This window comes from Shimia sp. (assembly GCF_965227725.1).
Lineage (GTDB): Bacteria > Pseudomonadota > Alphaproteobacteria > Rhodobacterales > Rhodobacteraceae > Shimia.
Map to the genome: position 1 here is coordinate 1,286,520 of NZ_CBDDGH010000005.1, position 22,074 is coordinate 1,308,593.

23 protein-coding genes are annotated in these 22,074 nt (G+C 60.3%); 11 read left to right on the plus strand and 12 right to left on the minus strand.

Annotated elements, in window-relative coordinates:
- Positions 1–169 precede the first annotated feature (169 nt).
- From ACO07T_RS16620 to ACO07T_RS16640, 5 genes are all read left to right on the plus strand, one after another.
- On the plus strand, positions 170–1,009 hold the full coding sequence (locus ACO07T_RS16620; protein WP_209063453.1) for an AAA family ATPase: 840 nt from the start codon (positions 170–172) through the stop codon (positions 1,007–1,009).
- A 231-nt stretch (positions 1,010–1,240) separates the two neighbouring features.
- Positions 1,241–1,705, plus strand: coding sequence for a GNAT family N-acetyltransferase (locus ACO07T_RS16625; protein ID WP_422050307.1), 465 nt, complete (start codon positions 1,241–1,243; stop codon positions 1,703–1,705).
- On the plus strand, positions 1,705–3,081 hold the full coding sequence (locus tag ACO07T_RS16630) for a DUF2927 domain-containing protein (RefSeq protein WP_422050308.1): 1,377 nt from the start codon (positions 1,705–1,707) through the stop codon (positions 3,079–3,081). Before ACO07T_RS16625 ends, ACO07T_RS16630 begins: the two co-directional genes overlap by 1 nt.
- 6 nt (positions 3,082–3,087) lie before the next feature.
- Positions 3,088–3,255: a hypothetical protein gene (locus ACO07T_RS16635; RefSeq protein WP_209063459.1), complete on the plus strand. Its 168-nt coding sequence runs from the start codon at positions 3,088–3,090 to the stop codon at positions 3,253–3,255.
- Positions 3,256–3,261: 6 nt separating this feature from the next.
- Complete coding sequence (locus ACO07T_RS16640; protein ID WP_209063461.1) at positions 3,262–4,446, plus strand: vWA domain-containing protein; 1,185 nt, start codon at positions 3,262–3,264, stop codon at positions 4,444–4,446.
- A 24-nt stretch (positions 4,447–4,470) separates the two neighbouring features.
- Here the strand turns inward: ACO07T_RS16640 and ACO07T_RS16645 are convergent, their stop codons facing one another.
- Positions 4,471–4,959, minus strand: a complete 489-nt coding sequence (locus ACO07T_RS16645) for a GFA family protein (RefSeq protein WP_422050309.1) — start codon at positions 4,957–4,959, stop codon at positions 4,471–4,473.
- A 107-nt stretch (positions 4,960–5,066) separates the two neighbouring features.
- Between ACO07T_RS16645 and ACO07T_RS16650 the strand changes: the two genes are divergently transcribed.
- On the plus strand, positions 5,067–5,759 hold the full coding sequence (locus ACO07T_RS16650; protein ID WP_422050520.1) for a M48 family metallopeptidase: 693 nt from the start codon (positions 5,067–5,069) through the stop codon (positions 5,757–5,759).
- 75 nt (positions 5,760–5,834) lie between these two features.
- Here ACO07T_RS16650 and ACO07T_RS16655 read toward each other — a convergent pair whose 3' ends face one another.
- The 6 genes from ACO07T_RS16655 to ACO07T_RS16680 all read right to left on the minus strand — a co-directional run bounded on the left by ACO07T_RS16655 (position 5,835) and on the right by ACO07T_RS16680 (position 12,109).
- Positions 5,835–6,368, minus strand: a complete 534-nt coding sequence (locus ACO07T_RS16655) for an RSP_2648 family PIN domain-containing protein (protein ID WP_422050310.1) — start codon at positions 6,366–6,368, stop codon at positions 5,835–5,837.
- A gap of 36 nt (positions 6,369–6,404) precedes the next feature.
- Entirely contained in the window at positions 6,405–7,625 is a 1,221-nt protein-coding gene (locus ACO07T_RS16660; RefSeq protein WP_422050311.1) for an RSP_2647 family RNA methyltransferase, read from the minus strand.
- Between the two features lie 46 nt (positions 7,626–7,671).
- Complete coding sequence (locus tag ACO07T_RS16665; RefSeq protein ID WP_422050312.1) at positions 7,672–8,346, minus strand: DUF6778 family protein; 675 nt, start codon at positions 8,344–8,346, stop codon at positions 7,672–7,674.
- Positions 8,347–8,519: 173 nt separating this feature from the next.
- The gene (locus ACO07T_RS16670; RefSeq protein ID WP_209079276.1) at positions 8,520–8,792 is read right to left on the minus strand and encodes a hypothetical protein; all 273 of its coding nucleotides are present in this window, start codon (positions 8,790–8,792) and stop codon (positions 8,520–8,522) included.
- A 1-nt stretch (position 8,793) separates the two neighbouring features.
- Positions 8,794–11,592, minus strand: a complete 2,799-nt coding sequence (locus tag ACO07T_RS16675) for a glutamine-synthetase adenylyltransferase (protein WP_422050313.1) — start codon at positions 11,590–11,592, stop codon at positions 8,794–8,796.
- A 130-nt stretch (positions 11,593–11,722) separates the two neighbouring features.
- Positions 11,723–12,109: a DUF4440 domain-containing protein gene (locus tag ACO07T_RS16680; RefSeq protein ID WP_422050314.1), complete on the minus strand. Its 387-nt coding sequence runs from the start codon at positions 12,107–12,109 to the stop codon at positions 11,723–11,725.
- Positions 12,110–12,155: 46 nt separating this feature from the next.
- Between ACO07T_RS16680 and ACO07T_RS16685 the strand changes: the two genes are divergently transcribed.
- From ACO07T_RS16685 to ACO07T_RS16695, 3 genes are all read left to right on the plus strand, one after another.
- The gene (locus tag ACO07T_RS16685) at positions 12,156–12,623 is read left to right on the plus strand and encodes a YbaK/EbsC family protein (protein ID WP_422050315.1); all 468 of its coding nucleotides are present in this window, start codon (positions 12,156–12,158) and stop codon (positions 12,621–12,623) included.
- A 175-nt stretch (positions 12,624–12,798) separates the two neighbouring features.
- Positions 12,799–13,224, plus strand: a complete 426-nt coding sequence (locus ACO07T_RS16690; RefSeq protein WP_209063475.1) for a DUF2852 domain-containing protein — start codon at positions 12,799–12,801, stop codon at positions 13,222–13,224.
- A 101-nt stretch (positions 13,225–13,325) separates the two neighbouring features.
- Entirely contained in the window at positions 13,326–13,805 is a 480-nt protein-coding gene (locus tag ACO07T_RS16695; RefSeq protein WP_247743940.1) for an RDD family protein, read from the plus strand.
- A gap of 213 nt (positions 13,806–14,018) precedes the next feature.
- Here ACO07T_RS16695 and ACO07T_RS16700 read toward each other — a convergent pair whose 3' ends face one another.
- From ACO07T_RS16700 to ACO07T_RS16715, 4 genes are all read right to left on the minus strand, one after another.
- A complete protein-coding gene (locus ACO07T_RS16700; protein WP_422050316.1) occupies positions 14,019–14,378 on the minus strand; it encodes an ASCH domain-containing protein in 360 nt (119 codons plus the stop codon).
- Between the two features lie 258 nt (positions 14,379–14,636).
- Entirely contained in the window at positions 14,637–16,991 is a 2,355-nt protein-coding gene (locus tag ACO07T_RS16705) for a TRAP transporter large permease (RefSeq protein WP_209063478.1), read from the minus strand.
- Between the two features lie 17 nt (positions 16,992–17,008).
- Entirely contained in the window at positions 17,009–17,923 is a 915-nt protein-coding gene (locus ACO07T_RS16710; RefSeq protein ID WP_422050317.1) for a TRAP transporter small permease subunit, read from the minus strand.
- A gap of 118 nt (positions 17,924–18,041) precedes the next feature.
- Positions 18,042–19,124, minus strand: a complete 1,083-nt coding sequence (locus ACO07T_RS16715) for a TRAP transporter substrate-binding protein (protein ID WP_209063482.1) — start codon at positions 19,122–19,124, stop codon at positions 18,042–18,044.
- 248 nt (positions 19,125–19,372) lie between these two features.
- Here ACO07T_RS16715 and ACO07T_RS16720 point away from each other — a divergent pair, with 248 nt between their 5' ends.
- Positions 19,373–20,800 (plus strand): cache domain-containing protein, encoded by a 1,428-nt coding sequence (locus tag ACO07T_RS16720; RefSeq protein ID WP_209079282.1) that lies wholly within the window; start codon positions 19,373–19,375, stop codon positions 20,798–20,800.
- On the plus strand, positions 20,797–21,456 hold the full coding sequence (locus ACO07T_RS16725; RefSeq protein ID WP_422050318.1) for a response regulator transcription factor: 660 nt from the start codon (positions 20,797–20,799) through the stop codon (positions 21,454–21,456). Before ACO07T_RS16720 ends, ACO07T_RS16725 begins: the two co-directional genes overlap by 4 nt.
- 7 nt (positions 21,457–21,463) lie before the next feature.
- Here the strand turns inward: ACO07T_RS16725 and ACO07T_RS16730 are convergent, their stop codons facing one another.
- Positions 21,464–21,847: a bleomycin resistance protein gene (locus ACO07T_RS16730; RefSeq protein WP_422050319.1), complete on the minus strand. Its 384-nt coding sequence runs from the start codon at positions 21,845–21,847 to the stop codon at positions 21,464–21,466.
- Between the last annotated feature and the right edge of the window lie 227 nt (positions 21,848–22,074).

Below are 22,074 nucleotides of genomic sequence, written 5' to 3' on the forward strand. Positions count from 1 at the left end.
GTGGTCAACGTCCGTGGTGCTATTCAAGTCAGACATGCCACCCCCTTCTCTAATGCCTGCAAATACTCCCTTGGAGCGGGAATGTCACTACCTCATAATGGCACATTGCGGACAAAATATGTTCACGATAGGGTGCGGCGAAAAATTGGCGAACGGGCGGAGAAATTTTATGCAGTTTTCAGGCACCAAAGACTATGTGGCCACCGACGATCTGACTGTGGCGGTAAATGCCGCGGTCGCGCTCGAGCGCCCTTTGCTCGTGAAAGGTGAACCCGGCACCGGCAAGACCGAACTGGCGCTGCAGGTGGCCCGTGGACTGGGTCTGAAAATGATCGAGTGGAACGTGAAATCCACCACCAAGGCGCAGCAGGGTCTCTACGAATATGACGCCGTGTCCCGCCTGCGCGACAGTCAACTTGGAGATGAGCGCGTGCACGACATCTCCAACTACATCAAGCGCGGCAAACTCTGGGAAGCCTTTGAGAGCGATGAGAAAGTCGTGCTTTTGATTGATGAGATCGACAAGGCCGACATCGAATTCCCCAACGACCTGCTGCAGGAACTCGATAAGATGGCGTTCCACGTCTATGAGACCGGGGAAACCGTCACCGCCAAGCACCGCCCGATCATCATCATCACCTCCAACAACGAAAAAGAACTGCCCGACGCCTTCCTGCGCCGCTGCTTTTTCCACTACATCCGCTTCCCGGACGTGGAGACCCTGAAAAAGATCGTCGAAGTGCACCATCCGGGCATCAAAGAGTCCCTGCTGACCACCGCGCTGACACAGTTTTTTGAAATCCGCGAGACCGCCGGATTGAAGAAAAAACCCTCCACATCTGAGGTGATTGACTGGCTGAAGCTGCTGCTGGCGGAAGATCTCTCTCCGGAAGACCTCAAGCGCGATGGCGCAAACGCCCTGCCCAAACTGCATGGCGCGCTTTTGAAAAACGAGCAGGATGTGCATTTGTTTGAGCGTCTGGCCTTCATGGCGCGCTCCGGACGGTAAGCCCTGCCCCTCGACACATTGCCGTGGGCATATCCCGCTGCAAAGCGCGCGAACGACAAAAAAGCGCCTGAGAGCCACAACCTCAGGCGCAAGACTTCAAAAAATTTCGGCTTGGCCCAGAATTTCACGTCCCTTGTCCCTATTCTTGCCGTAGTCTGAGCAGACCACTTGTCCAAACCGCGCCACCGGCGCAGACCACAAGGTGCGGACCACAAGGAGCAAACGAGGCCCATGACCAATGCCCCCGCGACCGATGATGTGCGCATTCGCCCGCTTGAGCGCTCAGATCACGACGACTGGCGCAGGCTCTGGACCGCCTATCTCGCGTTTTATGAAAGCTCCGTGGCGGAAGAGGTCTATGTCTCGACCTTCGCGCGACTGCTGGGGGACGATCCGCAGGATTTCTCCTGTCTGGTGGCCGAGAAAGACGGCGTTCTGGTCGGCCTCACCCACTATCTGTTTCATCGGCACGCATGGCGCGTCGAAAATGTCTGCTATTTGCAGGACCTCTATGCCGACCCAGAGGTGCGTGGCACCGGCGTCGGGCGCAAATTGATTGAAGCGGTTTATGCCGCTGCAGATGCAAAAGACGCGCCCGCGGTGTATTGGTTGACCCAAGAGTTCAACACAACGGCCCGCCAGCTTTATGATCGCATTGGCAAGGTCACCCCGTTTATTAAGTATCAAAGGCCCTGATGTTTCGATTTTTGCTTCCTGTCGCCTCGGTTTTGGGCGCCCTGGCTTTGGGGGCCTGCGCGCCGATTGGCGAGAGCGGCACCTCCACCCGCGCTGCGGTGGCAGACACCACCCTGCCCCCGGTCAAAGGCTTTGCCACCCCGCGCCCGCAGCCACCGGCACGCTCCAACCGCGATATTGCGCGGGACTTTCTGGATCTGACCTTTGAGCTTGAGAGCGGGCGCAATCTGGACCGGCTGACCCGGTTTGAAGGACCGATCACCGTGCGCGTCACCGGCGCGCCACCGCCCGGGATGATGACCGATCTGCGCGCACTGCTGTCGCGCCTGCGCAATGAGGCGCGCATCGACATCAGCCTGACCAGCGCGTCTTCGGCCAATATCACCATTCAGGCCGTGTCCCGCCGCGACATTCGCAAAGCCCTGCCTCAGGCAGCCTGCTTTGTGGTCCCCAATATCTCCTCGCTCAATCAATACCGCTCTGCCCGCCGCACCGGCGCAGCCAATTGGGCGCTTTTGGAAAAACGCGAGAAAATCGCGATCTTCCTGCCCAATGACACCAGCCCGCAGGAAACCCGCGACTGTCTGCATGAAGAGCTGGCACAGGCGCTTGGGCCGCTCAATGATCTCTACCGCCTGCCCGACAGCGTGTTTAACGACGACAATATCCACGCGGTTCTGACCGGCTTTGACATGACCATCCTGCGGGCATTTTATGACCCCACGCTGACCAATGGCATGAGCCGCAATCAGGTGGCCAACCGCCTGCCTGCGATCCTGACCCGGATCAACCCGCGCGGCGATCAGCTCTCCTCCAATCCCCTGCCCGCCACACCGCGCAGCTGGATTGACGCGGTGCAAACCGCGCTTGGGCCGGGCACCACTCCGGCCGGACGCCGCGTTGCCGCGCGTCAGGCGCTGGCGATTGCGCAGGCTGAGGGCTGGCGTGATCACCGGCTGGGCTTTTCCCACTACGCACTCGGACGCCTGCTGCAGTCCCAAGACATCAGCGCCGCGCTGACACAGTTCCGCGCCGCAGACCGCGCTTATCGCAGCACCGAAGGGTTCGGGCCGCACCGCGCCTTTGTCGCCACCCAGCTCTCGGCCTATGCCATCAGCGCAGGCCAGAGTCGCGAAGCGCTCAATATCATCGGCCCACAGCTCACCCCGGCGGCGCAATATGAAAACGCCGCCCTGCTGTCCACGCTGATGCTGCTGCAGGCCGAAGCGCTGGACCTTGAGGGTCAGTTCAACGATGCGGCCAGCCTGCGTCTGGACAGTCTGGGTTGGGCACGCTACGGCTTTGGTCCGGACTGGGCGGTGCGCGCAAAACTGCGCGAGATCGCGACGCTCAGCCCGATCAGAGGGGGATCATAAGACCATATGTTCGTGATTATCGGAGCGCTTCTGGGCGCAATCTTGGGCGGCACCATCGCCAAAAGACGTGGCGGCAAACGGCTGGATATCTTGCAATATGTCGGTGTCTACGCAATGATTTTTGCTATGCTCGGGCTGTTCGTCACTTTAATCATCCACCGTATGGCGCTGTAAAACCTCATGTTTCTACCCTTCTTTGAAAACCTGCGTGCGGCCCGTGTGCCGGTCTCTTTGCGCGAATTTCTGGGCTTTCTGGAAGGGCTGCGCGCGGGGCTTGCCACTTATGATGTGGAGAGCTTTTACTACCTCGCCCGCACGGTGATGGTGAAAGACGAGCGCAACATCGACAAGTTTGACCGCGCCTTTGCCATGACCTTTGACGGGCTGGCGGAGATTTCCGCGCAGGATGTGCTGGAGGCCGTGGACATTCCCGAGGAATGGCTGCGCAAGATGGCCGAGAAACATCTGAGCGCGGAAGAAATGGCCGAGATTGAGGCCATGGGCGGCTTTGACAAGCTGATGGAGACCCTGCAGGAGCGCCTGAAAGAACAGGAAGGCCGCCATCAGGGGGGCAACAAATGGATCGGCACCGCAGGCACCAGCCCCTTTGGCGCCTATGGCTATAACCCCGAAGGCGTGCGCATCGGCCAGAAAGAAAGCCGCCATCGCCGCGCTGTGAAAGTCTGGGACAAGCGCGAGTTCCGCAATTTTGACGACACGGTGGAGCTCGGCACCCGCAACATCAAGGTGGCGCTCAAACGCCTGCGCCGCTGGGCGCGGGAGGGCGCGGCCGATGAGCTGGATCTCAACGGCACCATCCGCGCCACGGCAGAACACGGCTATCTCGACGTGAAAACCCGCCCCGAGCGGCACAACGCTGTGAAAGTGCTGCTGTTTCTGGATGTGGGCGGCTCGATGGATCCGCATATCAAAGTGGTGGAAGAGCTGTTCTCCGCCGCGCGCGCAGAGTTCAAACATCTCGAATATTACTACTTCCACAACTGCCTTTATGAAGGCGTGTGGCGCAACAACCAGCGCCGCTGGAATGACCAGACCCCCACCCATGAGGTGCTGCGCACCTATGGGCCGGATTACAAATGCATCTTTGTCGGGGACGCCTCCATGTCACCTTACGAGATTGCTTATGCCGGTGGGGCCAATGAACATTGGAACCAGGAAGCCGGTCAGGTCTGGCTGGAGCGGGCGCGCGATCAGTGGCGCGACAACCTCTGGATCAATCCGGTGCCTGAAAGCCATTGGCAATACACCCATTCCATCGGCATGATCCGCGAGATCTTTGAAGACCGTATGGTGCCGATGACCCTTGAGGGGCTGGAGCGCGGCATGCGCGAGCTGACGCGCTAACCCCCTGCCCTTTGGCCTGCCCCCTCAAGCGGCAGAGAGCGCCCGCCCCGGCAAGGCCAACACCTTGGTGACAGAGGGGGTCAGCCCGACATAGGCCGCCAAAGCGCCCTCATATTTGGGGGCCGCGTCAGAGAGATCCTGCAGCCGTGTGTCATAGTAGATGTCACAGGCCACCTCAGGCAGCGCGATAGACGCGCCTGCACCACTTGAAGCATCAGGCAAAGTCGCAGCGGGCACAATGCTCACGCCACCAAACAGATGCGCGACCACAGGCGCTTCACAGGCCCGGCATACCCCCCGCACCAGCGGCGAAGGCGATTTTGTGCGGATCCACTTGAGCTTGGCCGGATCCAGAGGCTTCACCTGCCCCCGGCGAAACATCAGCGCATCGGCATAGGCCGCGCGGTAAACCGACTGGCATTTGCTGCAATGGCAGCGAAAGCGCACACGTGGGGCAACGCGGATGGTAACCCCGGCCGCACCACAACCACAACTTGTCTTGATCTCTTGCATGACGCCACCCTAAGCGCGCCGCGCTTTCCCCGTCAACGCCGCATCCGGATGACGTAAGGGGCGCTTTGCCGCTTGCGCCACTGCCCTCTGCGCCCCATATCTTCTGCATGATCAAATTCATGCCCATCCTGCTGGCCCTGATCATGGGTCTTGTGTCCTTCAAGTTCTCCGCATGGCGCACCGCCAAGGAGCTCAAGGCGCGCTCCACGGAACTGGCTGACCCGCGCCTGACGCCGTTGATCAAGGATATGGCCAAGGCGCTCGATCTGCCGCGCATTCGGGTGCACATCTACGAAATCGAACCGGTGAATGGCCTTGCGGCACCGGATGGCAAAATCTACCTCACCCGCGGCTTTTATGAACGCTACCGTCAGGGCGCGGTCAGCGCGGAGGAGATGGCCAGCGTGATCGCCCATGAGCTGGGCCATGTGGCCTTGGGCCATTCGCGTCGCCGCATGATCGACTTTTCCGGCCAGAACGCCCTGCGCACGGCGCTTGCCATGATTCTCAACCGCTTTCTGCCCGGGCTGGGCGCGGTGATCTCCGGCGCGGCGCTGTCGCTGCTGATGGCACGCCTGTCCCGCTCTGATGAATTTGAGGCCGATGCCTATGCCGCTGCCCTGCTGGTGAAATCCGGCATTGGCACCGCCCCACAAAAAGCGCTGTTTGAAAAACTCAGCCATCTGACCGGCGCGCGCGGCGCCAGTGTGCCCGCCTGGTTGCTGAGCCACCCAAAGACCGAAGAGCGTATCAAGGCCATCGAGAAGCTTGAGACCGACTGGGGTCTTACAAAGGCCTGAGCGCGCTTCTCATTCTGCAAATATCCCGGGTGAAGCCCCAACCACGTTGGGGCGAGGGCAGCGCCCTTGCCTGCCCTAAAGGCTCACCGCTTTCGCCAATTTGGGCAGCCGTGCTTTCTTCAAAAGCCCGCGCATCTCCCACGCCGCCCCGCTGAGCCGCTCGGCCTGTTGCCGCACCGTTTCACAGACCTGCGCCACACCGTCCGGATCGTCCTCCCAGCATTTGCGCAACAGCTCATCCGGCCCGAGACGCGCGACGCCTTCCTCGGCCAGAATATGGCGCGGGAAGTCTTTCACGTTCATCGTGACAATCGCATCTGCAGAGCCTGCAATCGCTGCGGCAAGCACATGGGTGTCGTTTTCATCGGGCAGTGAGAGACGGTCCTGCAAACCTTGGGGCCATGCGACCTCTGCCTTGGGCCAATCGGCGCGGATCAGGGCAATCTCGCTGCGCGCCTGCGCTTCACCAGAGGGGCCGATCTTGCGCGCTGCGCGCGCCCATTCTTCCAGAATGCGGGCCGACCATTGCGGTTCAAACGCGCCGGTTTTGGCCACGCCAAGCAGCACCTCGCGCATCACCGTGGGGTACAGCACGCAGGCGTCAAGCAAGAGCCGCTTCACAGCATGAACCTCACTGCGCGCGCCTCACAGGCGGAAGATCAGGGATTTGAGATAGCCGCTTTCCGCGAGCTGCGGCATCAGCGGGTGGTCCGGCCCGGCAAAGCCGGTGTGCAGAAGCTGTGCCTGACGCCCTGCCCGGCCAATCCCGCGCAGGCTTGCGCCGCGGAAGCGCGCCACATCGGCGGCATGGGAACAGGAACAGAGGCCAAGATAGCCGCCCTCTGCCACCAGGGGCGCGGCCAGTCGCGCCACACGTTCATAGGCCCGCAGACCTTTTTCCAGCGCAGGTTTAGAGGGCGCAAAGGCCGGTGGGTCACAGATCACCACATCAAACTGCGCACCTTCTTCCGCCAAAGCGGTCAGCACCTCAAAAGCATCGCCCTTGCGGGTGGTGAACCGCTCCGCCACGCCCGCAGCCGCGGCGCCGGCCTGCGCCAGCTCCAATGCCGCGGCAGAGCCGTCAACCGCCATGGCCTCAGAAGCACCGCCCGCAAGCGCGGCCAGCGAAAAGCCCCCGACGTGGGAAAACACATCCAGCACTTTTGCATCTTTGCAAAGCCCGGCGACAAATCCGTGGTTGGGACGTTGATCGTAGAAAAGCCCGGTTTTCTGCCCGCCGGTCAGATCCGCCATATAGGTGGCGCCGTTCATCACCACGGGCACCGGTGCCTCGGGCGCGGTGCCCAGCATCACGGCGCTGTGCTCTTCCAGCCCCTCAAGGCTGCGCGCACGGCCAGAGCCGTTCATCAGGATGGTGCTGACGCCAGTGACCTTGGCCAAGGCCGCGACCATCATATCAAGGCGCGCATCCGCCCAGGCGGCATTGGGCTGGATCACGGCGGTGTCGCCAAAGCGGTCCACCACCACACCGGGCAGCCCGTCCGCCTCGGCATGGATCAAACGGTAGTATGGCGTGTCGTATAGCCGCTCCCGCATCGCCAGCGCATAGGCAAATTTGGCCTCAAACCACGCCTGATCCACCAAGGTTGTGACATCGCGGTCCAGCATCCGGCAGAAGATCTTGCTCTGGCTGTTGGTGGCCACCAGCCCGATGGGCGCGCGGTTGTCGTCTTCCAGAATGGCCAGGGTGCCGGGCGTGAGCGCTTTGGTGCGCCGGTCGGTCACCAGCTCATTGTCATAGACCCAAGGAAAGCCATGGCGGATTGCACGCGCATTGGCTTTGGGCTTGAGGCGGACAACCGGCAGATCGCCGGTGGCGGAAACAGAAGAGGACGGCATAGACATGCCGCCCTCCTACTGTGTTCTGTGGGATGTGAAAAGCCCTGACGGGTCAGTTCAGCTGTGCCACCTGCTCTGAGCCAACCGGCGACAGCGGCGTGATGGTCTTGGTTGCGCCACGTGATGGGGGCACAAAGCCTTCCGCTTTGGTCAGCTCTTCGCGCAGCACATAGGCCAGATGCTGGGTGATGCGGTATTTCTGGGTCAGACCACGGGCCTCTGCGGCCACGGCTTTCTGACCGCCATAGCCCACAAGGCTTGCCTTGATCGGCTTGGGCCCGCGCAACACGGTGCCGGTTTGAGCGTCGACAATGGTCATGACAAACTCAATGGAGTGCACGCCGCCCACGGTGTAGCGGGTTTTTTCGGTCAGCGCGTGAAAGCGTGTGACTTCGATCTGCACCGAAACCGGACGGGCGCCTTCCAGCGGGCCACCGCCAATGCGCAGCCCCTCTTCAAAGATCGCCTGAACCTGTTTGTAGCGGTCGCCATAGCCATCCCCGCGCCAGACGATGTCGCCGCCGGGGTAATACATATTCGCCTCAGACACCCGCAGGCTGCGCGGCACGGAAACCTCAAAGCTGGCCATCTGATAAGACGGCGCAGGCGCTGCGATCTCGGTGGGAGGCACGTCAAACGGCGCGTTCCGGCTCGCGGTATCCACGGACGCACAGGCGCTGACACCCAGTCCCAAAACCATTGCTGCAAACACACGCTTCATAGACATGATCGACTCCTTCGGCGGATTTCGCCTGTTCTGTATGTCAATCAAGATGCGCGGCAATTGGGGCGCGATTGGGGCGGGCTCAGGACGATTCGAGGGAATTGAATAAAATTGTCAAAGCCCTCTGAGCCGTGCATTTCCCCCGCGCGATAGGGGTAGATTTGCCCGGGTCCGCTTCAGCCACGCTCGCGGCTGCGCCAGCCGCCACGCCGGCGCGGGGTGCCGCTCATCTGCACCTGACCGTCTTTCAGAACCTCGGTCATCGGGTGGTCCGGATGATCTGTGCCATAGGCCTTGCGCAGCGCTTCGATCGCGACCTGCGTGTCTGCGCCCACCGGCAGGGAAAGCGCCCAATCCAAAAAGATCGAGCGGCATTCAGGCAGCTGGATTCCCTCGATCCGGTAGCTTTCCCGGATCAGCCCCTTGGGGTCAAACTCTGAAAGATCCATCTCACGCCTCCCTTTTGGCGATCTCACTTGTGTCCGCCAGCGCCGCCGTGATCGCCGCCGCCGCGCGGGCGCAGGCCTCACTCAGCCGCGTCTGCAACGCCTCTATGTCTGCCGCGCCGGTTTCGCGCAACAGGAATGCGCGCCCGCCCTCGCCGATCTGATCCGGATCAATGGTCTGGCCAGACAGCAGTTTGGAGGCAAGCTGCACCTGCCAACAAAGCCGATAGGTGCTGGCCAGCTCTGTCACAATGTCGCCGTTCAGCCATCCAATTGCGACACCGGCCTGCAGGCCCTGCGTGACCGCGCGGCGCGGGCTGCCCGCCAAAAGCGCCCCTGCCTGGCTCAGCAGCTCAATATCCTGCAGGCGGCCTGCCCCGATCTTGGCGTCCCATGGCCCATCCGGCGCTTTGGCGGCGGCGATGCGCGCGCGCATGTCCGCCACGTCCTGCGCCACTGTCTCCGGTACTTTGGGCGCACTCAGCACCTCTTGGCGGAAGGCTTCGACCTCTGCCATCAGCTCGGGCGTGCCGGTCACTGGCCGCGCGCGGGTGAGCGCGAGGTGCTCCCAGGTCCAGGCCTCATTTTGCTGATAGTTCTGAAACGACGCCAGCGAGGTGGCCACCGGCCCTTGGGTGCCAGAGGGACGCAGCCGCATGTCCACTTCATAAAGCCGCCCCTGCGCCATGGGGGCGCTGAGCGCGGTCACCAGCGCCTGCGTGAAGCGCGCATAATAGGGCCGCGCTGCCAGCGGGCGACGCCCCTCAGAGGCCTCCACCCCATCGGCGTCATAGATCACAATGAGATCCAGATCAGAGGTGGCATTGAGGCGACGCGCGCCAAGCGAGCCCATGCCCAGAACCATCGCGCCACGTCCCGGCATCGGGCCGTGTTTGGCAGCAAATTGATCGGCCACCGGCTGCCAGAGCGCCGCGAGCACCGCATCTGCGAGATCGGCATAATGCTGTCCGGCCTCCTCAGCCCCGATCAGCCCGCGCAGGTGATGCACACCGATGCGGAACTGCCATTCCTTGGCCCAGCGGCGCGTGGTGTCGAGCTGGGTTTCATAGTCATTTTCCTGCGCCAGCCGCTCTGCCAGCTCCTCTGACAGCGCCGCCTTGCCCGGCCAGGGCGCAAAGAAGCCGCCGCCGATCACCGCATCAAACACGCCGGAATTGCGCGACAGATGCTGCGCCAGCGCTGGTGCGGTGCCAACAATATCAATCAGCAGATCAATCAGCTGCGGGTTAGCCTCAAACAGCGAGAACAGCTGCACGCCCGCAGGCAAGCCGCGCAGAAAACCATCAAGCGCCAGAAGCGCCTCATCAGGCCGTGGGCTCTGCGCCAGACGACGTAGGATTTCCGGCCGCAACCGCCCCCAGATCTCCGTCGCCCGCGCACTGCGAAAGGCCGGGTAGGTCTGCCAGCGGCCCAAAACATCCGGATCAAAGCTGTGATCGCTGACCGCCTCCGGCGCGCAGGCATCCGGCGCAAAGAAGCCTTCGGTCATGTCATGCACTTCGGTCAGACGGGCGCGCAGCTCGGCCTGAAGATCCTCGATATCGCGTCCCATAAGCCCGGCAATGCGGCCCCAGCCTTCGGCCCCCTTGGGCAGGCGGTGGGTCTGCGCATCTGCCACCATCTGCACGCGGTGCTCGACCTCGCGGTGGAAGCGGTAGTGATCAGACAGCCCCTCGGCCACCTCATCGGGCACCCAGCCCTTGGAGGCCAGCTTGCGCAGCCCCGGCACCGTATGGCGGTCACGCAGATAAGGATCGCGCCCCCCGGCGATGAGCTGGCGGGTCTGGGTGAAGAACTCGATCTCGCGGATGCCGCCGCGGCCCAGTTTCATGTCGTGGCCGTCCAGCGTGATCTCCCCGCCAAGGCCTTTGTGCTCGCGAATGCGCAGGCGCATGTCATGGGCATCCTGAATGGCGGCAAAATCCAGATGCCGCCGCCACACAAAGGGCGTGAGGGTTTTCAGAAAACGCGCCCCGGCTTCGAGGTCGCCCGCGGAGGGCCGCGCCTTGATATAGGCGGCACGCTCCCAGGTGCGCCCGAGGCTTTCATAATAGCGCTCTGCCGTTTCCATGGCGATGCACACCGGTGTCACCGCCGGATCGGGCCGCAGGCGCAGATCGGTGCGGAAGACATAGCCTTCGCCGGTCAGATCATTCAGCATCGCCGCCATTTTGCGGGTCGCGCGGATGAAGCTGGCGCGGGCATCGTGATAATCATCAGGATCAAAGCGGGTCTCATCAAACAGGCAGATGAGATCAATGTCGGAGCTGTAGTTCAGCTCATGCGCACCCATTTTCCCCATCGCCAGCGTGACCATGCCGCCCGCCGTGGGAATATCGTCTTCGGTGGCACCGGGCAGCTTGCCGCGCCGGATTTCAGCACCGATGGTGGCCTCCATCGCCAACTGGCTGGCCAGATCGGCAAATTCGGTCAAGGTGCCGGTGACCTTTTCCAGAGACCACGCCCCGGAGAGATCCGCCAAAGCGGTCAGAAGCGCCACCTTGCGCTTGCCCGCGCGCAGCGCTGTTGGCCGCTGATCCGGTGCGCTTTCTTTCAAGGTGGCAAACAGCTGTGCCAGCGCCGCATCCGCATCCGTGAGCGCTTCGGGCAGCCACTCCGCCTCTTTGTGGATCAGACCTTTGAGATAGGGGCTTGAGCCTGCGGTGCCGGTGATCAGCTTGGCCAGATCGCCGGACAGGCCCGGCACGGCGGCGCAGGCCTCCGCCCCGAGATCAGCGTCATAGGCATGTGGCAGGCGGGTGATTTGGGATGCAAACGTCATGGGGGGACTTTGAAACCCGCACGCCGCGAAGGTCAATGCGGCGTGATGGCAAAGGGGCGCTGCCCCTGCCACATCTGCGATGTGGCTACCCCGGGATATATCAGGAATGAGAAGCGCTTAGGCGCGGGCCTTAAGGGTGGGTGTAGCCGGTCAGCGGGGTGTCCTGACTGAAGCTGTTGCGCCATGCCCCGTCGCGCCTCTCCCAGAGTGAGCTGATCAGCATGGCTTCCCAATCCGCGCCGCCCACGCGCAGATAATCCGCGCGGTAAATCAGCAGGGCCGCGTCTTCGCAGATCTGGCGCAGTTTGACGTCGCTGAGGCGAAAATCCACCACGGTGGCGCCATGGGCCAGCTGGCCAGTGTGATCCGCCTTGTCGCCAAAGCCGTCGGAATACACGCCAAGAAAATCCGCCGTCAAAAGCGCACCATCCGCCGCCGCGTCGCCCTGCACCAAGGCTGTCCACACACGGGTTTCCAGCGCCAGAAGCGCGTCTTTCTGGATATCCTCTGCTCTCATGATGACAAGCTGCGCTAGAAATCAACCCAAACGAGAGGGGCCTGTCATGAGCAAAAGTCTGAAACGGGTGCGCGCCGCGCTGGAAGCCGCAGGTGCCGCCATCGACATCCGCGAAACAGAGGGCGCGCGCACCGCAGAGATGGCCGCCGCAGCGGTGGGGTGCCATGTGGATCAGATTGCCAAATCCATTGTTTTTCAGCGGCAAGACAGCGGCGATGTGGTGTTGTTTCTGACAGCTGGCGGGCGGCAGGTGGATCTTGAGGCCGCCGCAGCGCTGGCCGGTGGGCCGCTTGCGCGCGCGGATGCCGCTGTGGTGCGCAGCCAGACCGGCTTTGCCATCGGCGGGGTCAGCCCTTTGGGGCATCTCTCCCCGATCCGCAGCTTTATGGATGCCCATCTGATGGGATTTGCGGAGATCTGGGCCGCCGCAGGCACGCCAAACCACGTGTTTTGCCTTGCGCCGCAGGTGTTACAAGAGCTGACCGGCGCGGAAATCAGCGCCTTCAGCAGCTGACCCAAACTTCATTCTGATAAAAAATCCAATCAAAATCAGCCACATAAGTCGAAAATGTAAAAACTATTCACATTTACGCTTGCATTAGAGGCCCGCAGTGCCAATCTAGGTAATGTGAAAGGGATTTACATACCCCACCACAGCGTAGCTAGAAACACCAACTTCGGAGACCCAAATGACCCCTGCCGCAACCGCATATTCCGCTGACACGCGCCATCTTGGCTGGTTTGGCAAAAGCGAGGCATGGCTTGACAGTAAAGGCAAAGGTGCCTGGATCGCCGCCATGGTGCTTGGTTTTGTGTTCTTCTGGCCGATTGGCCTGGCCCTTCTGTTTTACATGATCTGGAGCAAGGATATGTTCAAGAAATCTCACCGCAGCCGCAGCTGCTCGCGTCGGATGCATGTGATGACCCCAACCGGCAACAGCGCCTTTGATTCCTACCGCGACGAGACCCTGCGCCGTCTGGAAGACGAGCAGAAAAGCTTTGAGGAGTTCCTTGAGCGTCTGCGTGCGGCCAAGGACAAGGCAGAGTTTGACCAGTTCATGGACGAGCGCGCCACCAAAGCGGCCAATGCCAAGCAGGAAACCGAAGACGCGTAAGCGCGCTTTGGAAACCCCAAAAAAATCGTGGCGCGGGAGGCTTCTTCCGCGCTGCTGTTTTGAAATAGCCTGTTATTGATGTTCACCCCGGAGAGAGGGTCATGACCCAGTACGATATGTCACAACACAACGCCAACACCCGCAGCTATGCCCTGCCCGATCCTGACACACAGGCGGAGTTTTATGAGGATGTGACCTTCAAACGGCTTCTGGCCTGGCTGATCGACACCGCCGTGATCTTTGTGCTCTGTGTGCTGGTGCTGCCGTTCACGGCCTTCACCGGGATCCTGTTTTTTGGCGCGCTGCTGTTTGTCTTCGGGTTTGCCTATCGTGTGGTGACCATCGCCACCGGCTCTGCCACCTGGGGCATGCGCCTGATGTCCATTGAGCTGCGCCAGTCAGACGGCGCGCGCTTCGGCCTTGGCGCAGCCTTTCTACACACGCTGGGTTTCACCATCTCGGTGGCCTTTCCGATCCTGCAAATCATTTCGATTGTGCTGATGATCACCACCGCGCGCAAACAGGGTTTGACCGATCACGTGATGGGGTCAGTCCTGATCAACCGCGCGGCGCGGTATTGAGCTGATGTGTGAGGGCGCTCCGCGATGAGCGGAGAGGATCGGGCTTTTGCGTATCCGAAGGGTTGGCTGAGCAGGCGCCAATGTCCATGGCAGTATGGCGGCGCCTTTAAACCTCAGAATGCTCGCTTTGCGGACTATGCTTCCATTCGTAGTCTTACCAGAGGTGCCTGCTTTGGGAAGGTATGACAATATTGATTGATGTTGGTAAAGAGGTCAGCCTTGATCAAGATCGACTTGCAAGTCGTATATTCCTCTCGCTGCCAGCACAGGTTTTGAACAAGAGATTTTCCGAATGTCTGTAAGTTCCCATGCGAGCCAACCTTCTTCGAAGTAACTGGCGCAGGCTGCGTCTACATCCGCTTGAACAAATGGTCTGACTTTTTGAACCCTGACAATCGCTATCGCCCGCCCATCTTGGTCTGTTTCATTTTCCCGACGAAGAAAGCGAGTGTTTTCTACAATAAGAAGGTCTTCATCTGGGCGAAGCGAAGGCTTCCACTTTCTTATCTCTAGAGTTTTCATTCCGTTCGCGATTTTGGTTCCGCTTGGGGCGACTATGGACAATGCTTTCATCAGGTCTCTTGTAGGATGGAGTTCATCGGACTAGGTGAATATTGCTTTTTAATACACTATGGGCAGAAGCATAGCAGCTTTTGGCACGCCACTGGTTGTACTTCAAGAAAGCGTATGTTGGTGCCTCGCGCAGCATTATGTAGATTGGGCTCCTTGCCGACCTTCCCCCCAAACTCCCACACTTCAAGCACCACACAAATCCCCGCACAAAAAAGGGGGCCCGAAGGCCCCCCAATATTCTGTCTTAAGTCACTATCCTCAGCCGCCGAGCAGATCCGGCAGGATCGTCACGATGGAGGGGAAATACCACAGGATCGCCAGACCCACGACCTGGATGAGCACGAAGGGGATGATGCCCTTGTAGATGTGCCCGGTCGTGACCTCCTTGGGCGCAACCCCTCTGAGATAGAAGAGCGCGAAGCCAAAGGGCGGCGTCAGGAACGAGGTCTGCAGGTTCACCGCGATCATGATGGTCACCCATTTCGGATCAAAGGTGCCGCCGTAGATGACCGGTCCGACAATCGGGATCACGATGTAGATGATCTCCAGGAAGTCGAGCACGAAGCCCATCACAAACAGCACCAGCATCACGATCAGGAAGACTTTGAACTCATTGTCAAAGGACTGCAGGAACTGCTGGATATAGTGTTCCCCGCCAAAGCTGATCACCACCAGATTGAGCAGCTGGGAGCCGATCAGAATGGTGAAGACCATGGAGGTCACTTTCGCCGTTTCGCGCACGATCGGTGTCAGCACCTTGCCGCGGAACAGCACCCAACAGCCGTAAAGCAGACCGAACATGGCAAAGAGATAGGTCCCTTTGGCCACGAAGAAGGCGATGTAGTTCTCGACTTCGACTTCAGCCTGGTTGACGCGCAGATCAAAGTTCACACCAACGAGGATCATGATGATCACCGCAAATGTGGCCCAGATGATGATCGCACCAGAGCGTTCCTGATCCTTCAGCTTGCGGTAGGCCGCCAGCATGATCGCGCCACCTGCGCCCAGCGCCGCTGCGGGCGTCGGGTTGGTGATGCCACCCAGGATCGAGCCAAGCACCGCAATGATCAGCACGAGCGGCGGGAAGACCACGCGCAGCAGATCATTCTTGCCCAGCAGACCGGCCGCATAGCGCACGCCGTAAAGCGTCAGCGCCAGCGGGATCGCCAGATAGATCAGCGTCCAGCCCGGTGTTGTCACCGGCGAGATCAGGATCGTGTCCACAGCCAGCGCCAGCACGATGCCGGCCGCCCCAACCATCAGAGGCGTTCTGTCGGCACTTGGCGACACACCACGTGCGGTGGTGATGACCAGCGCCAGCAGCAGGAAGCCAATCGCGATGCCGGAGCCAATGGGCGCGGCTGCGGCGATCTTCTCGGCACGCAGCTCGGCGCGTTCGTCTTCAGTCAGCGCGCGGGCTTCTGCCACACCACCGGCCTCGTCAATCGCTGCCTGCTCGGCCACGGCGGTATCCCACGCCAGCTGCCCGTGCAGATCGATCATGGATGCGCGGCACTCCTCGCTCACGTTTGTGCGCAAGCTTGCGGTTTTGCCCGCATCAGAGAAGCTGTCCACGGTGACGTTCTGGTCGCCAATGAAGTTCACCTGACCCAGCAGGATCACGCCAGCGATCAGACCCGCAGGCACCGCGAGGAACCATGTCAGGCTTTCACCACGGGTGACGGCTTCACCAGAGGCTTCGCCGAATTCCACGGCAGGCGCTTCTTTCGGGTTCAGCAGGGCATAGCCAAAGGCATAGAGACCATAGAGCACCGCCAGCATGATGCCGGGGATCAGCGCCGCCTGGAACAATGTGCCCACAGAGACAACCGCCGGTTCGCCCAGGAAGGTCAGCGCGTCAGAACAACCTGCCACCTGCGCACGGTTTTCCTGTGCCGCAGAGTAGAGGTCGCCTGCCAGCGTGCCGAGCAGAACGATCACGATGGAGGGCGGAATGATCTGCCCCAATGTGCCGGAGGCTGCGATCACACCAGTTGCCAGCTTCGGGTTGTAGCCGTGCTTGAGCATGGTCGGCAGCGATAGCAGACCCATGGTCACAACTGTCGCGCCCACAATACCGGTGGAAGCCGCGAGGAACGCACCCACAACCACAACCGACACAGCCAGACCGCCGGGCAGCGGGCCAAAGACGCGCGCCATGGTGGTCAGCAGATCGTTTGCGATCTTGGAGCGTTCCAGCGTGATGCCCATCAGAACAAACATCACAACCGCAAGCAGGGTCTCAATCGACTGACCGGCAAGCACACGCTCGTTCATCCGGTTCACGATGAAGCTCAGGTTCCGGTCCATGGCCTGTTCCCAACCGCCCGGGAACACCGGTTCCGCAATGCGCGGCAAATCCGGGTAGCGGAAGATCGAGATTGTATCGGCCTTGATCCCTTGCGAGATCAGATCGCCATACATGGCCGAGCCCGTATCAATGGCCTGGTGAATGAGAATACCGGCGCTGTCGAGCGCAGCAATGATCCCGAAAGAGATCACCCCTGCCCCACCAATGGCAAAGGCCACCGGGAAGCCGGAAAGAATGCCCCCAAAGAGGCAGAGGAAGACGATAATCAGGCCGACCTCGACCCCATCAAGTCCGAATAGCATAAGTTCTGCCCCTTAGATCAGTGTGTGCCTTCGTAGGCTTCTTCACCTTCGCCCAGCGTGTCGCGGTCGAGGTATTTGCCTGCGCTGCCTGCACCTTCTTTGAATTCAAGGAAGGAACGGTAGAAGAAGGCGATGGCTTGCAAGAAGACCATGCCGGCGAAGAGCACCAGAAGCACTTTGAAGAGGAAATAGGCGTTAAACCCGTTTGGCGAGAAGCCAATGGTTTCCACGTTCCATTTCAGGATACGCGCTTTTTTCTCCAGCAGAGAAAGCTTGTCAGACGCCGAAACCTTCGGTGTCACAAGGTGGCGCCACATGAAGAACCAGCCGTACATCCATGTCAGCACAGCAGCTGGCATCATGAAGATCAGCGAGCCCAGCATGTCGATCACACGTTTGGCGCGGTGGCTGATCGTGGAGTAGACAAGGTCCACACGCACGTGGCCGCCCTGCACAAAGGTGTAGGTCGCACAGAGGCAGACGATCATGGCGTTATAGAGCTTCAGCTCTTCCGCCCACCAGCTCACATCCGCTGTCAGCCAGTCCGCCTTCCAGATCAGCGAGATTTCCGCCACGGTGAAGATCCGTTGCATGAAAACGATCACGATCTGCTGCAGCACCATCAGAAGGCCCGCCCATGCAAAGAAACGGCCCACCGAGTTGGCAAGACCTTCCAGCACGCGCACACAGCCCCACATGAAACTGTTCCGCCAGATCCCGACCGCGGTCACGATCAGGAAGAGTGTAAACACCACAAAGAAAAACTCGACCGAGCCACCGTAGTAGACAAAGCGCATCAGCGCCTGTTTGTCCTCGGTGGTTTCAAGGCCGCCTATCCAGCTCAGCCAGCTGCTTGGATGTGTGATCGCGTAAGCGGCGTTCACAAAAGCTTGGCCAATGTTGGAAAAAAACCAGACCAGACCGTCCAGCATTGTCCCCTCATCCCCTTATTGTTCGAAATGACGGCACCGCCAGACCGCCGGACAGATTTTAGAAAAAGACCCCTCGGCGTGAGTACCGAGGGGTCAATGTCTTTAGCGATAGATGGGCTTAGCCCAGGATGCGGTCACGCTGCGCGCGATACACACCTTCAGATTTCACCAGCCAGCCAGAAGACGCTTTCATGCTTGCTTCGACCGAGCTGCGGATTTTCACGAAGAGATCGTCGTCCATGTAGCTGTCCAGAGTCTCTTTCGCAGCTGCACCCATGGCGTCCCAAACGCTGTCTGGGAATTCCAGAGTTTTCACGCCACCTGCCTGCAGACGCTGAAGCGCGGCACCGTTGTTGTTGAGGAACTGAGCGAGGTTCCACTGGTGGGACGCTGCTGCTGCAGTCTCAATGATCTTCTGGTGCGCAGGGGACAGGCTGTCAAAGACTTCGCGGTTGGTCGCCAGGGACAGACCCGCGCCTGGCTCGTGGAAGCCTGCGGTGTAGTAGAACTTGGTGATTTCCTGGAAACCGGCTTTCTCGTCAGCCCATGGGCCGATCCACTCGGTGCCGTCGATCGCACCGGATGCCAGCGCCTGATACACCTCGGAACCTGGAAGGTTCTGAACAGATGCACCCATTTTGCCCAGCGCCTGGCCACCGAGACCTGGCATACGGAACTTCAGACCTTGGAAGTCTTCCGGGCCGTTGATCTCTTTGGAGAACCAGCCACCTGCCTGCGCGCCGGTGTTGCCTGCGAGGAAGGATTTCAGACCGAAGATTTCGCCCAGCTCGTCATGCAGAGCCGCGCCTTCACCGTGGTAGTACCAGTTCACCAGTTCCTGTGCGGTCATGCCGAACGGAACAGAGGTGTAATAGGCGTAACCTGGGTGCTGGCTGACGAAGTAGTAGTCAGCGGCGTGGTACATGTCGGCCTGACCTGCGGTCACAGCGTCAAATACTTCAAATGCGCCAACGAGTTCGCCAGCGGCTTTGATTTCCACGGTCAGGTCACCGTCAGACATCGCGGTGATGGTGTCTGCAGCGTATTGCGCAGCGTCAAACACGCCTGCCAGGCCACGACCCCAAGAGGTCACCATGGTCAGAGTGCGCTTGCCGGAAGCATATGCAGGTGCGGCCAGAGTGGTTGCCGCGGCTGCGGTGCCGCCCAGAGCAGAAGTCTTCAGAAAAGAACGACGATCCATTTATGTATTCCTCCCAGAATTTGTTCAGCCCGGCCCTCCCTCCAGAGAGTCCGAGCGGATCGTTGAAGTGGGGAGAGCCTAGCCTTGCCCCTACGTAGAAGAAATACCCACTACCGCGTAGAAAGGCGGCAAATGGTAAAAAATACTGGCCAGTATGGGGTTACCCACATGTGAATCCTTGTCCGCGCAAGTTGTATCACGTGATTCTTGGGTTTGATTCGCTGCAAAAATTCCGTAACGAATCGGGTATGCGCCTCCTCCTGTCTCTGTTGCGCCCTTCCTATGGGCAAAAGCTCTTCCTGCTGGCGACCCTGCCGCTTCTGCTGGCGGTGGCGGCGATTTCCGTGCTGGTGGCCAACCAGTCGCGCCAACTGGCCGAACGTGAAATCCGCGCGCTGGAATCCCAGCTGATCGAGGCCAAGAAGGCAGAGCTGAAAAACTACATCTCTATTGCCCGCACCGCATTTGTGAACATCTATGGCCGCGCCGCGCCGGATGATGATCAGGCCAAGCTGGCGGTCACCCAGATTCTGTCCTCCATGCTCTATGGTCAGGACGGCTACTTCTTTGTCTTTGACTATGAGGGCACCAATCTGGTGAGCCCGCGCCAGACCTATCTGATTGGCAAAAACTGGCGGGGTCTGACCGATCTCAACGGCACGGAAATCACGGATCCACTCATTCAGATCGCCCGCTCCGGTGGGGGCTATCACAGCTTTGACTGGACCAAACCCAGCACCAATGAGACCGCGCGCATGGTCACCTATGCGGTGGGTCTGCAGGACTGGCAATGGGTGGTCGGCACCGGGGTGTTCATTGACGATGTGCTGGAAAGCGTGGCCGCTGCACGGGCGGATGTGGAAGAGCGTGTGCAGCGCACCTCCTTCTATATCCTCGTGATCACCGTGGCCGCGCTGCTTTTGGTGTTCTTCTCCGGCTTTGTGATCACCGTGCGCGAGCGCAGGCTGGCAGACACCAAGCTGAAGGCGCTGACGCAGCGGGTGTTTGACGCTCAGGAAGAAGAGCGCGGCCGGGTGGCGCGTGAACTGCACGACGGAATTTCCCAGCTGCTGGTGGGCGTGCGCTATGCGCTCGACAGCGCCCGCAGGCGGGTGAAATCCGGCGATGAACGGGGGCTGCAATCGCTGGAGAAAGGCATCGACCACCTGTCAGGTGCCATACAGGAGGTGCGTCGCATCTCGCGTGATCTGCGCCCCGGCGTGCTGGATGATCTGGGCCTTGGGCCCGCACTGAAGGTGCTGACGGATGAATATGCTGCGCGCACCGGCATTGAGGTGGATTTTCAGACTGTGGTGTTCCGCAACCGGCTGGATCAGGAATCCAAGATCGCGCTTTATCGCATCGCGCAGGAAGCGCTGACCAATGTCGAGCGTCACTCCGGCGCCAGCAAAGTCACCATGGATCTGCGCGGCCACAAAAGCGGTGCCACCCTGCGCATCGCTGACAATGGCTGCGGCCTGCCTCAGGATGCCCCGCCCTCAGAGCGCGGCGGGCTTGGTCTGCGCAATATGCAGGAGCGGGTCGAGCAGCTGGAAGGCACCCTGCGCATATTCTCATCTCGCACCGGGACCGTGATTGTGGCAGAAGTCCCGCTAAGTCACATTCTCCCCCCTGAAAGCGAGGGGACCGACAACAGTAGAAAGGCCCGCGCATGACCGCCCCTTCCGACAGCCCCGCCACCAAAGTCATGATTGTCGACGATCACCCGATGGTCGCCGAAGGCATCGAGAGCATTCTGGAAAGCTATGATGACATCACCGTGGTGGGGACGCTTTCCAATGGGCGCGAAGCGGTGGATCAGATTGCGGTACTTGCGCCTGATGTGGTGCTGATGGATCTCAACATGCCGGAGATCGGCGGGCTGACCGCCACCGAGATGCTGCTGGAGATGAACCCGGATCTGCGGGTGCTGATCCTGTCGATGCACGACAGCCCGGAGTATATCAACACCGCCCTCAGCCATGGTGCGATGGGCTATGTGCTCAAAGATGTGCCCACCGAGGAAATCAAAACCGCGATTGATGCGGTGATGCAGGGCGAGCGCTATCTCTGCACCGGTGCGGCCGGATCGCTGTCTCCTGCGGATGGCGAAGGGCGCGAACCGCTCACCAGCCGCGAGCAGACCGTTCTGCTGCAACTGGCGCAGGGCAAATCCAACAAGCAGGTTGCGATTGATCTGAACATCTCTGTGCGCACAGTGGAGACCCACCGCAAGAACATCAAACGCAAGCTGGGGATTTCCTCCACCGCAGGCCTGACCCGCTACGCCATGGAACACGGCGTGCTGCAAGGCACCGGCGTCGGGCTATAACAGCGGCTTAGCCCGCAATAGCCTCGCCAAAAAACACCAGCGTGCAATCCTCATCTTTCACATGGAATTCGCGCTGGCCGTAATCCTGATCAAAGGGTGCGCGCACCCGGCCTTCCGCCAAAGTCTCAAGCTGCGGGCGCAGCCGCTCATAAAGCGCGTCGATGCCAACCACATCGACATAAAAGGACGTCTCCTTGCCCGCGGCAGCGAGGTCTTCCCCCTCCTCCACCTCAATCAAACGGATCGCCACGGGCCCTGCCCGCAGGAAGGCGTAATTCTCCGCCTGAAAACCCAGCTCAAAGCCCAGCACATCCCGATAGAAGCCGATTTGGCGCTCCAAATTGCGGCACGGAACAAACGGTGTGATCTGAATCAGTTGAAATGCACCCATGATTTTTCCTCAAATTTCACGGAGACCTGCAATCCGCGCAACAAATGAAAAGATTTTCGACCCAAAATATGCATTTCTCTTACCATTCGCGGTTGACGCCGCTGTGCAGCACACATAAGGTCCGGTTCGAACACAATGGAACCCAACTTGAGGACCGACGCAATGCAACAGCTAGTCGTCATTCTAAGAAATTGGCGCATGGGCCGGTAACGGACACCATAATGGTA